Origin of the sequence: Bradyrhizobium sp. CB3481 (assembly GCF_029714305.1) — a bacterium.
Lineage (GTDB): Bacteria > Pseudomonadota > Alphaproteobacteria > Rhizobiales > Xanthobacteraceae > Bradyrhizobium.
In genome coordinates, this window is record NZ_CP121647.1 from 6,181,561 (window position 1) to 6,199,880 (window position 18,320).

Consider the following 18,320-nt stretch of genomic DNA (forward strand, 5'->3'; position numbering starts at 1 on the left):
GATACGTGGGATTGCGTATACTGCACCGCAAAATTGCGACGTAGGTTTTTGGTACGGACTTTGCTGGGCCAGGCGGGGTCGGCTGAACTGGGCAGGAGCAGCATAAGTGGCAGGGCGGCAGCGGATAGACCGCGTCAGGCGCCAGTACAATCAATGGGTTGCCAACCAGACGCTGGAAGACTACGCGCTGCGCTTCACCGCCAAGAGCGCGCGGCGATGGTCCGCCGCCCGCGTCGCCAATACCGCCCTTGGCGCGATCTCGTTTCTGGCGCTGGAGGCCATCGGCGGCACGATTACGCTGAATTACGGTGCCACCAACGCCACCGTGGCCATCCTGGTCGTCAGCGTCATCATCTTCTTCTGCGGCCTGCCGATTGCCTATCATGCCGCCAAATGCGGCATCGATATTGATCTGCTGACCCGCGGCGCCGGCTTCGGCTATATCGGTTCGACCATCACCTCGCTGATCTACGCCTCCTTCACCTTCATCTTCTTTGCGATCGAGGCCGTCATCCTCGCCTCCGCGCTGGAGATGTGCTTCGGCATCCCGCGCCCGCTCGGCTATCTCATCAGCGCCGTCGTGATCATCCCGCTCGTCACCTACGGCATCACGCTGATCAGCCGCTTCCAATTGTGGACGCAGCCGATCTGGATCATCCTGCACATCCTCCCCTTCGTCGCGATCGCCTATGCCAATCCGCATTCCTTCACGGAATGGCGCAAGTTCGCCGGCGAGCATGGCGAGACGAGCGGCCATCTCGATCTGCTGCTGTTTGGCACCGCGGCTTCCGTGGTATTCTCGCTGGTGGCGCAGATCGGCGAGCAGGTCGACTTCCTGCGCTTTCTGCCGCGCGACCGCCGCACCTCGCGGACCTCGTGGTGGATCTCGCTATTGATCGCCGGTCCCGGCTGGATCATCTTCGGCGCGCTCAAGCTGCTGCTCGGCTCGTTCCTCGCCTTCTTTGCGCTGAGCCACGGCCTCTCCAGCGAACAGGCCGCCGAGCCCGCGCAAATGTATCTCGAGGCGTTCCGCTACGTGCTGTCGCAGCCGGACATGGCGCTGGCGCTGACTGGAACCTTCGTCATCCTCTCGCAGATCAAGATCAACGTCACCAACGCCTATGCCGGCTCGATCGCCTGGTCGAACTTCTTCTCGCGGCTGACCCATAGCCATCCTGGCCGCGTGGTGTGGCTGGTGTTCAACGTGCTGGTCGCGCTGCTTCTGATGGAGATCGGCGTCTACAAGGCGCTGGAGCAGACGCTCGCGCTCTATTCCAACGTGGCGATCGCCTGGGTCGGCGCTCTCGTCGCCGATCTCGTCATCAACAAGCCGCTGGGCCTGCGCCCGCAGCAGATCGAGTTCAAGCGCGCGCATCTCTGCGACATCAATCCGGTTGGCGTCGGCGCGATGACGATCGCGACCATTGTCTCGATCTCGGCGTTCTACGGCCTGTTCGGGCCGACCGCGAAGGCGCTGTCGGCCTTTGTCGCGCTCGCCGTCGCCTTCGTCGCCGCGCCGCTGATCGCCTGGGCGACCGACGGCAAATATTACATCGCGCGCAAGCCGAAGCGGAGCTGGCAGAACATCGAGCAGATCCAGTGCTGTATCTGCGAGCATTCGTTCGAGCCGGAGGATATGGCCTCCTGCCCCGCGTATGCCGGGCCGATCTGCTCGCTGTGCTGCTCGCTCGATGCGCGTTGCCATGATCTCTGCAAGCCGCATGCGCGCGCCGGCGCGCAGGTTTCGGACCTACTCGGCAAGCTGCTGCCGGAGACGATCTATGCGCGGATCAACTCGCAAGTCGGGCATTATCTCGGCGTATTCGCCGTTTCGGCCGGCCTCGTCGCCCTGACGCTGGGGCTGATCTACCTGCAGACCTCGACCACGCTGCCTCTCGACAATGCCCAGATATCCGACGTGCTGTGGAAGGTGTTCTTTGCGCTCACCATCATCATCGGCGTGGTGGCGTGGTTGTTCGTGTTGGCGCAGCAGAGCCGCCGCGCGGCGGAAGCGGAGACGCGGCGGCAGACCACGCTGCTGATCCAGGAGATCGATGCGCATAAGCGCACCGACGCCGAGTTGCAGCGCGCCAAGGAAGTGGCAGAATCCGCCAACCTCGCCAAGAGCCGCTATGTCGTGGGGCTGAGCCATGAGCTGCGCTCGCCGCTCAACGCCATCTCCGGCTACGCGCAATTGCTGGAGCAGGACTCAAGCCTCGCGACAAAGCCGCGCGACCAGGTCCGCGTTGTCCGCCGCAGCGCTGACCATCTCTCCGGCCTGATCGACGGCATTCTGGATATTTCCAAGATCGAGGCGGGCCGGCTTTATTTGTCGCGTGGCGAGGTGCGGTTCGGCGAATTCCTCGATCAGCTCGTCGGCATGTTCCGCGTGCAGGCCGCCGCCAAGGGCATCGACTTCGTGTTCAAGCGGCCGGCGGTGCTGCCGGTCGTGGTCTATGCCGACGAGAAGCGGCTACGGCAGGTTCTCATCAACCTGCTCTCGAACGCGCTGAAGTTTACGCAAACTGGCAGCGTGCAGTTCGTCGTGCATTACCGCAGCCCGGTCGCGGAATTCGAGATCATCGATACCGGGCCCGGCATCCAGGCGGACGATCTCGAACGTATCTTTGCCCCGTTCGAACGCGGCGCGCTCGGCGTGTCGCAGCCGCAGACCGGCACCGGGCTCGGGCTCACCATCAGCCGCCTCTTGGCAGGCGTGATGGGCGGCGACATCAGGGTGACCAGCGGGGTCGGCACCGGCAGCACGTTTCGTGTAAAACTCCTGCTGTCGGAAGTCACCAACCCGACCCGGATCGCGCCGGTGGAAGCGCCGATCTTCGGCTATCACGGTTCGCGCAAGACCATTCTCATTACAGACGACGATCCGACCCACCGCGATCTCTTGCGCGAGGTATTGGTGCCGCTCGGCTTCATCCTGCTCAGCGCGCCGGATGGTCCCGGCTGCCTGGCGCTGGCGCAGCACTGCCGGCCCGACCTGTTCCTGCTGGACATCTCGATGGCCGGCATGGACGGATGGACAGTCGCGGAAACGCTGCGCGCCACCGGCCATCACCAGGCGCGCATCCTGATGGTATCGGCGAGCGCGCTGGAAGCGCATGGCGCGCCGCTGGCGCAGCCGTTCCACGACGGCTATCTGATGAAGCCGATCGACATTCCGCGGCTGCTCGAAACCATCCGGCAATTGCTCAAGCTCGAATGGCAGTATGAGGCCGAGCAGCCCGCCCTGCCTGGCTGGAAACCGGAGACCGGCCCGCGGCCGCCGGTCAAATATGTCGAGGAACTGATCGGGCTCGGGCAGCTCGGCTACATCAGGGCCATCCAGCTCAAGCTCGACGAGATCGGCAACGACTACCCTGAGCATGCCGACTTCGTTGCGCAGATGCGCGGCCTGATCGACCGCTTCGATCTCGATCAGTACATGGCGACTTTGAAAGTGCTGCACAGCTATGATCACTGAACCGAAGAAGCGCGATGTCGCCCTCGTCGTCGACGACTCCCCGGAGACGCTGCGCCTGCTCACCGATGCGCTCGACGGCGCCGGCATGACGGTCATGGTCGCGCTCGACGGCGCGTCCGCGATGCGGATCGTCGACCAGATCACGCCCGACATCGTGCTGCTCGACGCCGTCATGCCCGGCATCGACGGGTTTGAGACCTGCCGGCGGCTCAAGCGCGACGCCGGGCTCGACCACGTGCCGATCATCTTCATGACGGGGCTTGCCGAAACCGAGCACATCGTGCGCGGGCTGGAGGCCGGCGGCGTCGACTATGTGACAAAGCCGATCGCGGTCGAGGAGATGCTGGCGCGGATCCGCGTTCACCTTGCCAATGCGCGGTTGACCCAGAGCGCGCGCGCCGCGCTCGATGTCTCCGGCCGCTATCTGCTCGCGGTGAACGGCGCCGGCAGACTGATGTGGGCGACGCCGCAGGCACAAAAGCTGCTGTCGGACGCGCTGGCGAGCGAGAGCGACGACGACGTCGTGTTGCCCGACCCGATCCCGCAATGGCTGGAGCAGGCGCGCAAGGGCAAGGCGGGCTCGAAAGCCACCGTCATGGCCACGCTGCCCGGCAACGAACTCCGCCTGCAATATATGGGCAAGCTCGGCGCCAACGAGTTTCTGCTGCGATTGGCGAAGGACTCCGGCGCCGAGGCGCCTGCGGAATTCTCCAGCGAACTCGGACTGACCACGCGCGAGGGCGAAGTGCTGTCGTGGCTCTCCAAGGGCAAGACCAACCGCGACATCGCGCAGATCCTGGGCCTTTCCCCACGCACCGTCGACAAGCACCTGGAGCAGATCTACGCCAAGCTTGGGGTCGAGAACCGCACCGCCGCGGCCGCGATTGCGGTGAACGCGAAGAACCGGAAGGGGTGAGGCGCCTTAAGCCTCTCCTCTTGTCGTCGCCCGGCTTGACCGGGCGATCCAGTATCCCAGAGGCGGACATGACTTACAGCGAGGCCGCGGCGTACTGGATGCCCCGCCTTCGCGGGGCATGACGAGGGTAGGCTGACGCAACACTGCTCCGAAGGCGACGAACACTCAGTTGGCGCTCACGACCAACTTCTGCGGCACTGCGCCCGACGTGCTCGCCTGCGCAATCAGCCGCTTCAGCTCCGGAATGCAGGAGCCGCAATTGGTGCCGGCCTTCAGTTTCGCGCCGATGTCAGCCGCCGACCTTGCTCCCGCGGCGATGGCCTCGCAGATCGTGTTGCGGCCGACGCCGAAGCAGGCGCAGACGATCGGGCCGGCATTGGCGAGGCCGTCGGCGGATTTACCCGACAGCAGCATGCGGCGCTGGTCGCTGCCGAGCGCACCGGCGGCGAACAGGTCCTTGACCACGTTCCAGTCGCCGGCGTCGCGCGCGGGGCCGATGAACAGGCAGGTCTCGATGCGGTCGCCGGCGAAGCATGCCGCGCGGTAGACGCCGCCGCCAAAGTCCTTGTATTCGGCGAGATCGTCGGTGGCGTTTCGCCGCAGCCAGGATTGCCAGCCGGCGAGATCGGCGTTGTCGGCGAATAAATAGCCATGACCGCCGTTGACCGCGACACGCGCCACCCAGGCATGTGCGGGAAATGTGACCGACTTGCGCGACAGGGCAAGGCCGCGGAACACATATTCATACGGCGCGATCGAGGCCGGTGTCGCCTTGTTCTCGGGCTGGCCGGAAAACGGATCGGTGAGCGGCGCCACCAGCGAGCCGACGCGCGCGCCGGTCGCGTTGGCCTCGCTCCAGTGGATCGGTGCGAACAGCATGCCGCGCTGCTGGCGCGGGCTGACGACGACGCGAAGCGTGCATTGCCCGTGATCGGTCGTGACGCGGGCGAAATCGCCATCGGCGACGCCATGACGCGCAGCATCATCGGGATGGACCTCGACAAACGGCTCGGGCAGATGCTGGCCGAGCCGCGGGCTCATCCCCGTCCGGGTCATGGTGTGCCATTGGTCGCGAATGCGGCCGGTGTTCAGCCGCAGCGGCCGCGCCGCCGTCGTTTCGGTTCGCAGCGCCGGGATTTCCGGCGCGATGAAGCGGGCCTTGAAGTCGCCCGCAAAGAAGCCGCCGTCGGCAAAGAACCGCGCCTGCGACTCGGCGCCCTGCCGGACCGGCCATTGCACCGGCGCCATCGCATCGAAATCGCTATCCGAGACCGATTGCAGTGCGCCGATATCGAAATCTCGCGCGCCCTCGTTCTCGAACGCCGAGAGCGCGGCATGCTCGCGAAAAATATCCGCCGCCGAAGTGAAAGAGAACGCCGCGCCGAAGCCAAGCCGTTTGGCGACCTCCCCCATGATCCACCAATCGGGCTTGGCTTCTCCCGGCGGCGGCAGAAACGCGCGCTGCCGGGAAATGCAGCGCTCCGAGTTGGTCACCGTCCCGGATTTCTCGCCCCAGGCCAGCGCCGGCAACAGCACATGCGCGCCGGCATCGACCGTATCGTTGGAGATCACGTTCTCGGAAATGACGAGCAGGTCGAGCTTGTTCAGGGCTTCACGAACGCCGTCGGCGTTGGGCAGCGACACCGCCGGGTTGGTGCCCATCACCCAGAGCGCCTTGATCTCGCCGCGCGCGATCGCCTCGAACATCTGCACCGCCTTCAGCCCTTCATGGGTGGCGATGCGCGGCGCTTTCCAGAACCGGCGCACGCGGTCGATGTCGGGCGGCGTGAATCCCATATGGGCGGCGAGCTGATTGGCGAGCCCGCCAACCTCGCGGCCGCCCATCGCATTGGGCTGCCCGGTCAGCGAGAACGGCGAGGCGCCCGGCTGGCCGATCCGCCCGGTCGCGAGATGGCAGTTGAGGATGGCATTGACCTTGTCGGTGCCCTGCGCCGACTGGTTGACGCCTTGCGAATAGAGCGTCACCACGCGCGGCGTATTGGCGAACATCTGGAAGAATGTCGAAACGTCCGGCTCGGAAAGGCCGGTCGCCAGCGCCGTGGCGCCGATGCTGCCGGCCATGCTGCGCGCCCGCGCAATGGCGTCATCGAAGCCGCTGGTGTGGAGCGCGATGTAGTCGCGGTCGATGACGCCATTGTCCACGAGGTGGACCAGCAAGCCGCTGAACAGCGCGGTATCGGTGCCCGGCTTCAATCCCAGAAACAGATCGTCGTCGCTGACGGTGTCGGTGCGGCGCGGGTCGATGACGACCATGCGCGCGCCGCGCTTCTGCTTGTTGGCGAGCATGCGCTGGTAGAGCACTGGATGGCACCAGGCCGCGTTGGAGCCGACCAGCACCAGCAGGTCGGCCTCGTCGAGATCCTCATAGCAGCCGGGCACGGTGTCGGCGCCGAAGGCGCGGCGGTGGCCGGCGACGGAGGACGCCATGCAGAGCCGCGAATTGGTGTCGACATTGGCGCTGCCGACAAAACCTTTCATCAGCTTGTTGGCGACGTAGTAATCCTCGGTCAGCAACTGGCCGGAAAGGTAGAACGCGACCGCGCCGGGGCCGTCGCGCGCGATGATGTGCTGGAAGCGGTGCGCGACATGGTCGAGCGCATCGCTCCAGGCGACCCGCTCCATTCTCCCTTCGCCGCAGCGGATCATGGGATAGAGCAGACGATCATTCAGCCCAAGCGTCTCGCTGAGCGCCGAGCCCTTTGAGCACAGCCGGCCGAAATTGGCGGGATGCTCGGGGTCGCCCGAGATCGCCGCCCCGCCCCGCCCATCCGGCGTCGCCAGAACGCCGCAGCCGACGCCGCAGTAGGCGCATGTGGTCTTGATGGCACGGAGATCGGGATCGACAATGGTCATGCTGACAGCCCGATCATGCAGCTTCCAGGCGCATCGCGAGCGAGCGGCCGAACATCATGTCGGCACGAATTCGCGCCGTCGGCTGCTGCGTGCGGATCAATTCGAGGTACCAGAGCGCATCAGTGACATCGCCGATCAAAACGGCGCCGGTCAGCCGGCCGTCCGCGATCACGAGCTTCTTGTAGGTGCCATGGTTGATATCCGACAGCACGATACTCTCGCTGCCTGCGCCGCCGATGAAATCGCCGGCCGAGAACACGCTGACGCCGGAAACCTTCAGGTTGGTCGCCACGATGCTGCCGGCATAGGACGCTTGCCGCCCGGCGAGATGCTTGGCCAGCACCCTCGCCTGCTCGTAGGCCGGCTCGACCAGGCCGTAGCAGATACCGCGATGCTCGGCGCATTCACCGATTGCGAATATGTCCGATATGCCGGTTTGCAGATGATCGTCGACCACGATGCCGCGGTTGACGGCAATGCCCGCCTCCTTCGCCAGCGCAATGTTTGGGCGAATGCCCGCGGCGAAGATCACGGCGTCGGCATCGATCAGGCGTCCATCAGCCAGTTCAACGCCTTCGACGCGCGTTACGCCGTGGATGCGCGCGGTGTTGGCGCTCAGGAGGATATCGATGCCCTTGCGCTCGACGAGGGATTTCAGAAGTTCAGCCGCCGGCGCATCGAGTTGCCGCTCCATCAGGCGGTCCATCAGATGCACCAGCGTCACCGGCGCGCCGGCCTTGGCGAGGCCATAGGCCGCCTCCAGGCCCAGCAGGCCACCGCCGACCACGACGACGCGCTTCTTCTGCGCGGCCAGCGCCAGCAGAAGATCGACGTCGCGGCTGTCGCGGAACGTATGCACGCCGGCAAGGTCGGCGCCCGGCACGTTGAGCCGCAGCGGCGACGAGCCGGTGGTCAGCACCAGCTTTGAGAACGGCATGCTCTCCTCGCCGGCAATCTTCAGCTCGCGGCGGCCGACATCGATCTCGGTGGCAACGCAGCCATACTTCAGCGTGACGCCGCGGTCGCGCCACCAGGAGGCCGGCCGCAATTCGATATCCTGCGAGGCGGTCTCGCCGGCCAGCACCGACGACAGCAGCACGCGGTTATAGGCAAGGCGTGGCTCATCACCGATCACGGCGATGGCGTAGCGGCCCAACGCCGCCTTGGCGAGTTCATCGACCAGCCGGGCAGCGGCCATGCCGTTGCCGACGATGACAAGCGGTTCGCTCATGGCGCGTCCTCACTCGGCGGCTTGCGACTTGTCGTAGGCCTCCGAGATCATGTAGCCGGACAACGTGCCGTAGGCCGCGGTCCAGGCCGCGGCGACCTCGGGCGTCCAGGCCGCACCTAACCCTTTTTCCAGCGTCAACAGCAGCGCACCGCCGACGACCGGATAATGCTCCGGCTTGGCTCCATAGTTCACGTGGCGCTTTGCCAATGCGCTGGCAGCAGGCAACACTGCCGCCAGATTGCTCAGGCCGTTGACGACCAGAGCGAGGGTTGCCATCAGCTTCTTGCGCTGCTCGGTCAGGTCGGAAGGAAACATCGCCTTCACCTGCGGAGCGACTTCGAACAGGCGGTCGTAGAACATCACCGCCGCCTGCTCGGAAATCGGAGCGACCTTGACGAAACTTTGCTGCACGAGATTGACCTGCTCAGGCGTCATCTTCTTCTCCTGCCTGTTCCAAAGCCCCCGCCCCGTGAAGGACCAAGCAAGACTCAGGCCGCTTCGACGAAGCGATGCCGCTCGTAGAGGAACTCGAGCACGCGCTGGCGGCATTTGAGGTAGCCGGGGTTGGTCGCGAGTTCGAGCCGCTTGCGCGGCCGCGCGAGCGGCACCTCCAGCACCTCGCCGATCCGCGCGCTCGGGCCGTTGGTCATCATCACGATGCGGTCCGACAGCAGCACGGCCTCGTCGACGTCATGGGTGATCATCAGGATGGTGTTGCCGAGCTTCTGATGCAGCGCCATCACCGAGTCCTGCAGATGCGCACGGGTGAGCGCGTCGAGCGCACCGAAGGGCTCATCGAGCAGGAGCACCTTCGGCTCCATCGCGAGCGCGCGGGCAATGCCGACGCGCTGCTTCATGCCGCCGGAGATTTCGCTCGGGCGCTTGTCCTTGGCGTGCGCCATCTGCACGAGGTTGAGGTTGTGCATCACCCATGCGTCGCGCTCGGCCCGCGTCTTGGCGCCGGCGAACACCTTGTCGACGCCGAGCTTGACGTTCTCATAGACCGTCAGCCAGGGCAGCAGGCTGTGGTTCTGGAACACCACCGCGCGATCCGGACCCGGGGAATTGACCTCGCGGTTCTCCAAGAGCACGCCGCCATTGGTCGCGCCGGTGAGGCCGGCCACGATATTGAGCAGCGTGGACTTGCCGCAGCCGGAATGGCCGATGATCGAGACGTATTCACCCTTCCCGATCGTCAGGTTGATATCCTTCAGCACCTCGGTGGTGGCGTTACCGCGGGTGAAGGTCTTGTCGATGTGGTCGAGCTTCAGATAGGCCTGCATGACATTCTCCTTCAGTTCAGCGCGGTGCCGCGGGTGACGAACTTCGCAAGTCCCGCGATCAGGCGGTCGAGCACGAAGCCGATGATGCCGACATAGAACAGCGCCAGGATGATTTCGCTGATATGCGAGGAGTTCCAGGCGTCCCAGATGAAGAAGCCGATGCCGACGCCGCCGATCAGCATTTCCGCCGCGACGATCGCCAGCCACGACAGGCCGATGCCGATGCGCAGGCCGGTGAAGATGTAGGGCGCCGCCGCCGGGATCATGATCTTGGAGAAGAACTCCAGCGGATTGAGCTGCACCACCGCCGCGACGTTGCGGTAATCCTGCGGGATGTTGCGAATGCCGACCGCCGTGTTGATGATGATCGGCCACACCGAGGTGATGAAGATGACGAAGATCGCCGAAGGCTGGCCGTCGCGGAATGCGGCGAGCGACAGCGGCAGCCAGGCCAGCGGTGGAATGGTCCGCAGCACCTGAAACAGCGGATCGAGCCCGCGCATCGCCCACACCGACTGCCCGACCAGTGTACCGAGCGCAATGCCGACAACAGCGGCAATCGAATAGCCATAGGCGACGCGCTGCAGCGATGCCGACAAATGCCAGAACAGGCCCTTGTCGATGCCGCCATTGTCGAAGAACGGATCGAAGATCAGCTCTTTTGTGTCCTTGAAGACTTTCGATGGCGGCGGCAGCGTCGAGCCGGTACGCCGGCAAACCAGCTCCCAGAACAGCATGAGCAGCGCGAGCACGACCAGCGGCGGCACGACTCGTACCGCAGCCTCCTTCGTCATCTTGACGTATTTCTCGGCACGCGGCGCCTGCTTCGGCGTCATCGTTACCACGGGCGCCGCAACAGTCGGCGAACTCATCGGAACGGCCACGGCGGTGGCTTCGGTTTTGATCGCGGGCATCGACATCGAAAATTTATCTCCGTGTTCAAAAAAAGCGAGCCGCCCACCTGTGGCGGGCGGCCCGGGCTTGATCAGACATCAACACGCTTGATCGAGAGCGACTTCAGATATGCGGCCGGATTCTCCGGATCGAACACCTTGCCGTCGAAGAAGGTCTCCTTGCCGCGCGAGGTCGAGGCCGGGATGTCGGAGGCGGCAACGCCGAGCGTCTTGGCGGCCTCCTTCCAGAGATCCTCACGATTGACCTTGCCTATCAGCGCCTTGGTGTCGAAGCCCGCTTCGTACTTGCCCCAGCGGATATCCTCGGTGAGGAACCAGAGATCGTGGCTTTGGAACGGATACGAAGCGTGATCGCGCCAGTACTTCATGATGTGCGGCGAGTTCTCGACCACCTTGCCGGGGATGCCGTAGTCGAACTTGCCCGCCGAACGGTCATAGACGTCGTCGACCGGGCAGTTCATCCATTGCCGCTTGCCCATGATGGTGGCGAGCTCTTTCTTGTTCTCGGCCTTGTCGGCCCATTGCTGGGCTTCCATGACAGCCATCAGAATTGCCTTGGCGGCTTTCGGATATTTGTCGACAAAGGCGGCGCGCATGCCGAGCGATTTTTCCGGATGCTTGTTCCAGAGTTCGCCGGTGTTGACCGCGGTGTAGCCGATGCCCTGGTTGATGAGCTGCAGATTCCAGGGCTCGCCGACGCAGAAGCAATCCATGGTGCCAACCTTCATGTTGGCGACCATCTGCGGCGGCGGCACCACGATGGTCTCGATGTCCTTGTCGGGATCGATGCCGCCAGCGGCAAGCCAATAGCGAATCCAGAGGTCGTGGGTGCCGCCGGGGAAAGTCATCGCGGCTTTCACCGGCTTGCCCGACGCCTTCTTTCGTTCGAGTGCCGCCTTGAACGGCGTGGCGTCGACACCGAGCTTGAGGTCGGCATATTCCTTCGCGACCGAAATGCACTGGCTGTCGAGATTGAGCCGCGCCAGGATGTACATCGGCGTCGGCACATTGTTCTGCGTCACCTTGCCGGCCGAGATCAGATAAGGCATCGGCGTGAGGATATGTGCGCCGTCGATGCCGTTGCCTTCACTGCCGAGCACCAGATTGTCGCGGGTGGTGCCCCATGAGGCCTGCTTGGCGACCTCAACATCGGGCATGCCGTATTTAGCGAACAGCCCCTTGTCCTTGGCGACGAACAGCGGGCCGGCGTCGCTCAGCGCGATGAACCCCAGCGTCGCCTTGGTCACTTCCGGACCTGCACCTTGCGCGAACGCGCCCGCGGGAAAGTTCAGCTTGGCGGCGGCGAGCAGGGCCGCCGTGCCGCCGGTCGCCTTCAGAAGCTGGCGGCGGCTCAGGCCACGGCGTGAGGTCGGATAGGTGGTAGGCTTCGTCATTGGTATCGCGCTCCTTTGCGTTTGAACGGGGCCGTCCGACTGGTGTCACCACGTGAGGCGCACGAGGGCGCGTTCCAGGGAGGCCCCGGAGTGGTGGCGTCAACAAATTCGGATGAGTGGTCTCAAGGGACGGCGTCGATGGCGTCAGCACTAGCTATTCAAGCTCCGTGCCAAGCCTCCCGCAGCGCAAAAATAACTTAAATGTCAATACGTTGAAAAACCACTGCTACAGAAATAGGCAGCGGTCAGGAACCAGTCACCGCATGCGAAAATTGCGATTCGCTCAATCCTTGTGCGGCGCACAAGAATTGAGCAGGCGCAAAGCGAGGGACTCAAGCTTCCTCGGTAGCCTTCGCCATCATCGGTTTCGGCGCGTTTCCTTCACCGGGTTTCATCCGGAATTCGTAGGTCATGAGGTGCCAGGGTTCGGCGGCGGGCTTGCCGTCCGGCATCGTCGGATCGCTGCGTTTTTCGATCCTGGCGACGAGTTCGTCCTTGACCCCGAACACCACGTCGGAATCGAGATATTTGTCACCATCCATGAAGACGTGCGTGATCAGCGGCTGATAGCCCGCTGCATTGACGAGAAAATGCACATGCGCCGGCCGCATCGGATGGCGGCGGGTCTGCACGATCATCTCGCCGACCGGACCGTCGGTCGGAATCGGATAGCTGCACGGCAGGATGGTGCGGAAGAAGAATTTTCCGTCGGCGTCGGTGACGAAGCGCGCCCGCGACGACGGCCCTTCGCTCGCATAGGTCGGCTTCTGGGAATCATAGAAACCGTCGCCATCGGCGTGCCAGATATCTACCGGCACGCCGGCCAGCGGCTTACCCTTGAGGTCGGTCACCCGGCTCTGCACGAACATCCGCTCGCCGGCTAGGTTGGCGGAGATATCCGTGCCATGGGGCGTCACCTTGTGCTCGCCGACGTAGAACGGGCCGAGCACCGTCGTTTCCGTGGCGCCTTCGCGTTCCCTGTGGTTGACGGCATCGACCAGCATCGACACCCCGAGCACGTCGGAAAGCAGGATGAACTCCTGGCGGATCGGCGTGCATTTCTGGCCAGTCCGCGTCAGGAAGTCGATCGCATATTCCCATTCCTCGAAGGTGAGATCGGTCCTGCGGACATAATCGTGCAGCGATTTCACCAGTTCCTGCAGCAGGAATTTGGCGCGCGCATCCGGTGTGCTGTCGAAGCTGCGGATCACGGCGACGGTCAGTTCGGTCTCGCTGAATTGGCGCATTTGGTAGTCCTCGAGGGGTAGGCGAAAAGCTGCGTGGAGCCTACACCAGTCTCCTATCCGGGATAAGCAGGCCGGTTGGAACCGGGTACACTTTTCGGCTATCAAAGCCGTATCGCCAGAGGGAGATCAGCGCCGATGTTAGCCCCTACCCCCGCATCGCCCGAGCAAGCCGGAATGTCCCAGGCCGCGCTCGACCGTTTCGAAAATCACCTCAAGCTGCGCTACATCGATGCCGGCCGCTTTCCGGGAACACAGCTGCTGATCTATCGCCGCGGCAAGGTGGTCCATTCGGTATCGCAGGGCTTTGCCGATCTCGAGCGCAAGGTGCCGGTGAAGGACGACACGATTTTCCGCATCTATTCGATGACCAAGCCGCTGACCAGCGTCGCCTTCATGATGCTGGTCGAGGAAGGCCGCGTCGCCATCGACGAGCCCGTGCACAAATACATTCCGCAGTGGAAGAACCTCGGCGTGTTCGCGGCCGGCACCCATCCGGCGTTCCTGACCCGGCCACCGGCGCGGCCGATGCTGATCGTGGATTTGCTGCGGCACACTTCGGGCCTGACATACGGCTTCCAGCAGCGCAGCAATGTGGACGCCGCCTATCGCGCGAACAAGATCGGTGAGGTCGAGAAGGCCGGCACGCTGCAGGGCATGATCGACGACCTCGCAAAAATCCCGCTGGAATTCTCGCCAGGCGAGGCCTGGAACTATTCCGTCGCCACCGACGTGATCGGCTATCTCATCGGCGTGATCAGCGGCAAGCCGTTCGAGCAGTTCCTGAAAGAGCGCATCTTGGACCCGCTCGGCATGAACGATACCAACTTCTTCGTGCCGAGGGACAAAGTGAACCGTTTCGCGGCGTGCTATTCGGCCGACCCCGGCGGCGGATTCAACCCGCTTGCCGCCGACCGCAAGGGAACGCTGACGCTGCAGGACGATCCGGCGACGAGCTCGTTCCTGGAGCCGCCCTCCTTCATCTCTGGCGGTGGCGGGCTGTGCTCGACGTCGGCCGACTATCTCACCTTCTGCCGCGCGCTGCTCAATGGCGGCGAGCTCGGCGGTGTCCGCCTGCTCGGTCCGAAAACCCTGAAGCTGATGACCTCGAACCACCTGCCCGGCGGCGTCGACCTGCCGGCGATGTCGCGCTCGCTGTTTTCGGAAGCCGCCTACAGTGGCATCGGCTTCGGGCTCGGCTTTGCCGTCACCATGCACCCGGCGCAGACGCTGATCGCCGGCAGTCCCGGCGAGTACAATTGGGGCGGCGCGGCGACGACCTCGTTCTTCATCGATCCGGCGGAAGAGCTGATCACGATCTTCATGACGCAGGTGCTGCCGTCGAGCGCCTATCCGCTCCGGCGCGAGCTGCGCACCATGGTGTATGCCGCCATCACCGACAGCAACCTCTGAGGATCGGCGGCCGGGCCGCATCGACGGAACCCGGCCGCACCTCCAGCCCGGCTGAATATCTGACTTCATCCTCTTATTATCGTTGTATTTTCTTGGCGAAATTCGGCGGCTTCTCCTATGCTTTAGGTATTGGGGTCCGATCCGGGGCGTGCGTTGCCGAAACCTTCACTGCCAGTGCGTCTCGCCCTTCTGGTCGCAGGGACCACGCTGCCGCTGATCCTCTTTGCGGCCGGCATCGTTTTCAACCATTACAAGCAGGACCGCCAGATCGCGACGCAACGCGTCGCCGAAACGGTCCGCAGCATTCGCCTGGTGCTCGATGCGGAGATACAGCGAATTACCGGGGCGCTGCAGGTGTTGTCGCTAACCAACGCGCTGCACGACCGCGATTTCGAAGGATTCCGCCGCATCTGCCAGGGTTTCCTCGACCAGTACGGCGACGGCGGCGTCGTGCTGGTGGCCGATCGCGAGGGACGCCAAGTGTTCTCCTCGCTGACGATGGATACGAAAAATCTGCCGCTTCGCAATAACCTGCCGATGGTCGCGAAGGTCTTCGCGGAGAAGAAGCCTGTCTATTCCAACCTGTTCTTCGGATCGGTCAAGAAGCGGCTGATCGTGACGGTCGAGGTGCCCGTGATGCAGGGCGACGAGGTACTTTACGACATCTCGTTCAGCCCGCCGATCGAAATCTTCCAGGCCATGATCGAGCAGCAGCGGCCGAGCCAGGACTGGACGATCTCTATCTTCGACAGCGAAGGCACCAATTTCGCGCGCGTGCCCAACCCGCAGGATACCGTCGGCAAACGGGCCTCGCCCTCGCTCTACACGGAGATGTTCCAGAATCCGGAGGCGACCATGCCGACAGTATCGCTCGAGGGCGTGCCGCTGATCACGAGCTTTGCCCGTTCCTCGCTCACCGGCTGGACGGTCGCTGCCGGCGTTGCCGAAAGCTCGCTGGTCGCGCCGCTCTGGCGCAACCTCGCGATCACGAGCGTGATGGGCGCCGTGCTCCTGATGGTCGGCTTCGCCTTTGCGGTGCGGATGGCGACCCAGATCGCCCGCGGCGAGATGCTGCATAATCTCCTGATCGAGGAGCTGAACCACCGCGTCAAGAACACGCTCGCGGTGCTGCAGTCGATCGCCACCCAGACTTTCCGTAGCGCAAGCCGCGGCGAGCGCGAGAAATTCGAGGGCCGTCTCGGCGCGCTGGCCGAGGCGCATAACCTTCTGAGCCAGGAGAAGTGGCAGGGCGCTGAGCTGCGCGAGGTGATCGCCCGGGTGCTGCAGCCCTATTTGATCAACAATCAGGAACGGGTGCGGATGTTCGGACCGCAGGTTCCGCTGACGCCGAGGCTCGCCGTGGTGCTCTCGATGATCGTGCACGAGATCGCCACCAATGCCGCCAAATACGGCGCGCTGTCGAACGAGACCGGCACCGTCGCGGTGGATTGGGAGATCCTCGAGGAAGCGGGCGGCCGCAAGCTGCGGCTGATCTGGACCGAGGCCGGCGGCCCGCCGGTGACCGCACCCGTACAGCGCGGCTTCGGCTCACGGCTGATCGAACGCAGCGCCCGCGACCAGCTCGGCGGCGAAGCGACCGTCGACTTCCTGCCGCGCGGCGTGATCTACACCATAAGCTGCGCGCTCGACCGCGACGAATAATCTATTTCAGCATCTCCGGCACGATCAGCCGCGGCAGGAACAGCGATACGCTCGGCCAGATGATGACGGCGGCCAGCACCAGCAGCATCGGGATCAGCATGATCACCGTATCCTTGAGCGCATAGCGCAGCCGCACGCCCGCGATCGCACAGGCAATCATCAGGCACAGGCCGTAGGGCGGCGTCACCAGGCCGAACGCCAGCGATACGATCGAGATGATCGCAAACTGCACCGGATGCAGGTCGACCGACCTGGCGAGCGGCTCCAGCACCGTGCCGACGATCACGATCGCCGGAATGGCATCGAGGAAGCAGCCAACGACCAGGAAGCAGAAGGCGATGAAGAAGCCGGCGGCGATGGTGCCCATGCCCCAGGTCGAAACATTGGCGAGCAGCTCCTGCGGAATCCTGTAGTAGGCAAGCAGCCAGCCGAAGGCGCTGGCGGTGCCGACGCAGAACAGCGCGACGCCGGCCAGCCGCCCGGTGTCGAGCAGCGCCTTGTAGAGCTCACGCCAGCCGGTCTCACGATAGAAGAACATCGACAAGGCGACGGAATAGAGCACCGCGACGCAAGCGGATTCGGTGGCGGTGAACCATCCGAGCAGGATGCCGCCGACGATGATGAACGGCGTCATCAATGCCGGTATCGACCGCCAGATGGCATAGCCGATATCGCTCCAGGTCGATTTCGGGTAGGTCGGATAGCCGCGGCGCACGGCATAGACATGCACCGTCGCCATCTGCGCGCCCGCGATCAAAAGGCCGGGAACGATGCCGGCAAGATACATCGCCGCGATCGAGGTCGAGATCAGCCCGCCCCACACGATCATCAGGATCGAGGGCGGAATGATCACCGCGAGCACGGCTGAGACTGCCGTGATGGCGATCGAGAACGAGAGGTCGTAGCCCTCCTTGGTCTGGGCATCGATGAAGATCTTGGACTGGCTGGCGGCATCCGCGGTGGAAGAGCCGGAAATGCCGGCAAAGAACACGCTCAGCACGACGTTGATCTGCGCCAGCGACCCTGGCCAGTGCCCAACCATCGAGCGCGACAATGCGACCAGACGGTCGGTGATGCCGCCGATGCCCATCAAATTGGCGGTGAGCAGAAAGAACGGCACCGCCAGCAGGATGAATGAGTTGTAGGCGTTGAAGGTTTCCTGCGCGAGCGTCATGATCGACAGGCGCGGCTCGATCATCAGGATCGGCACGCAGGCAAGGCCAAGCGCAAAGGCGACCGGCACGCGAATGATGAGCAGGCCGACGAAGCTGCCGAACAGGACGAGCGCGGCCTGGCCGGCAGAAAGTACGTTACCGCTCATTGCTGCGCCCCAAACAGAATCCGCGCTTCATCAAGAATCTGCTCGCCCGCGAACACGATCCACGTCACGCCTGCAACGGGCCAGGCGACGTGGATCAGCCAGAGCGGCAGGTCGGCCAGTTCGGAGGTCCGGTTCCAGGCAAACCGCGTGAATTCGAGCCCGGCCCAGACGAACACCACCGCCATCGCCAAGACGCCGAGGCGTGCGGCAATCCGCACCGCGGCTTCGCTGCGCCGCGACAGATTGGGCCAGATGTCGACCTCGAAGTGCTGGGATTCGCGGATCCCGACCATGGCGCCGATCATGATCGTCCAGACGAACAGGAAGCGCGCCATCTCCTCGGTCCAGATGTAGGACGGAATCAGCGACGTGTAGCGCGAGACGATCTGCAGCGTGACGGGGATGATCAGAATGCCGACGCAGGCGGCGAGCAAAAATTCCAGCAATTTGGCATAGGCCGCCGTCGCGCGTCGCCACAGCGACGGGTTCGGCGGCATCGGTATTTCAGTCATCATGGCTCCGGGGAATAACGGTCACGGAATGGGGCAAGCCGAACGGCCTGCCCCAACGTCCTGTCAGCTCGCCGACAG

13 protein-coding genes are annotated in these 18,320 nt (G+C 64.0%); 4 read left to right on the top strand and 9 right to left on the bottom strand.

Annotated elements, in window-relative coordinates; translation table 11 throughout:
* Window positions 1–106: 106 nt before the first annotated feature.
* Both QA643_RS30100 and QA643_RS30105 read left to right on the top strand, forming a co-directional pair.
* On the top strand, window positions 107–3,478 hold the full coding sequence (locus QA643_RS30100; protein WP_283029288.1) for an ATP-binding protein: 3,372 nt from the start codon (window positions 107–109) through the stop codon (window positions 3,476–3,478).
* Complete coding sequence (locus QA643_RS30105) at window positions 3,468–4,394, top strand: response regulator transcription factor (protein WP_283029289.1); 927 nt, start codon at window positions 3,468–3,470, stop codon at window positions 4,392–4,394. The genes QA643_RS30100 and QA643_RS30105 overlap by 11 nt, the downstream gene beginning before the upstream one ends.
* 165 nt (window positions 4,395–4,559) lie before the next feature.
* On the opposite strand, the gene QA643_RS30110 is transcribed toward QA643_RS30105, so the two are convergent.
* From QA643_RS30110 to QA643_RS30140, 7 genes are all read right to left on the bottom strand, one after another.
* Complete coding sequence (locus tag QA643_RS30110; protein WP_283029290.1) at window positions 4,560–7,268, bottom strand: nitrate reductase; 2,709 nt, start codon at window positions 7,266–7,268, stop codon at window positions 4,560–4,562.
* A 13-nt stretch (window positions 7,269–7,281) separates the two neighbouring features.
* Window positions 7,282–8,499, bottom strand: coding sequence for an FAD-dependent oxidoreductase (locus QA643_RS30115; RefSeq protein ID WP_283029291.1), 1,218 nt, complete (start codon window positions 8,497–8,499; stop codon window positions 7,282–7,284).
* A gap of 9 nt (window positions 8,500–8,508) precedes the next feature.
* Window positions 8,509–8,934 (bottom strand): globin family protein, encoded by a 426-nt coding sequence (locus tag QA643_RS30120; RefSeq protein WP_283029292.1) that lies wholly within the window; start codon window positions 8,932–8,934, stop codon window positions 8,509–8,511.
* 53 nt (window positions 8,935–8,987) lie between these two features.
* Entirely contained in the window at window positions 8,988–9,782 is a 795-nt protein-coding gene (locus QA643_RS30125; RefSeq protein ID WP_283029293.1) for an ABC transporter ATP-binding protein, read from the bottom strand.
* A gap of 11 nt (window positions 9,783–9,793) precedes the next feature.
* On the bottom strand, window positions 9,794–10,702 hold the full coding sequence (ntrB, locus tag QA643_RS30130; RefSeq protein WP_283029294.1) for a nitrate ABC transporter permease: 909 nt from the start codon (window positions 10,700–10,702) through the stop codon (window positions 9,794–9,796).
* Window positions 10,703–10,767: 65 nt separating this feature from the next.
* Window positions 10,768–12,090 carry a CmpA/NrtA family ABC transporter substrate-binding protein gene (locus QA643_RS30135; RefSeq protein WP_283029296.1) on the bottom strand — a complete coding sequence of 441 codons (1,323 nt, stop codon included), beginning with the start codon at window positions 12,088–12,090 and terminating at the stop codon, window positions 10,768–10,770.
* A gap of 332 nt (window positions 12,091–12,422) precedes the next feature.
* Window positions 12,423–13,337, bottom strand: coding sequence for a dioxygenase (locus tag QA643_RS30140; protein ID WP_283029297.1), 915 nt, complete (start codon window positions 13,335–13,337; stop codon window positions 12,423–12,425).
* 135 nt (window positions 13,338–13,472) lie between these two features.
* Here QA643_RS30140 and QA643_RS30145 point away from each other — a divergent pair, with 135 nt between their 5' ends.
* Together QA643_RS30145 and QA643_RS30150 are read left to right on the top strand one after the other, a co-directional pair.
* Entirely contained in the window at window positions 13,473–14,747 is a 1,275-nt protein-coding gene (locus tag QA643_RS30145) for a serine hydrolase domain-containing protein (protein ID WP_283029298.1), read from the top strand.
* Between the two features lie 153 nt (window positions 14,748–14,900).
* Window positions 14,901–16,409 (top strand): sensor histidine kinase, encoded by a 1,509-nt coding sequence (locus tag QA643_RS30150; RefSeq protein WP_283029299.1) that lies wholly within the window; start codon window positions 14,901–14,903, stop codon window positions 16,407–16,409.
* Between the two features lies 1 nt (window position 16,410).
* Here QA643_RS30150 and QA643_RS30155 read toward each other — a convergent pair whose 3' ends face one another.
* Entirely contained in the window at window positions 16,411–17,730 is a 1,320-nt protein-coding gene (locus tag QA643_RS30155) for a TRAP transporter large permease (protein WP_283029300.1), read from the bottom strand.
* Window positions 17,727–18,242, bottom strand: coding sequence for a TRAP transporter small permease (locus QA643_RS30160; RefSeq protein ID WP_283029301.1), 516 nt, complete (start codon window positions 18,240–18,242; stop codon window positions 17,727–17,729). Before QA643_RS30160 ends, QA643_RS30155 begins: the two co-directional genes overlap by 4 nt.
* Between the last annotated feature and the right edge of the window lie 78 nt (window positions 18,243–18,320).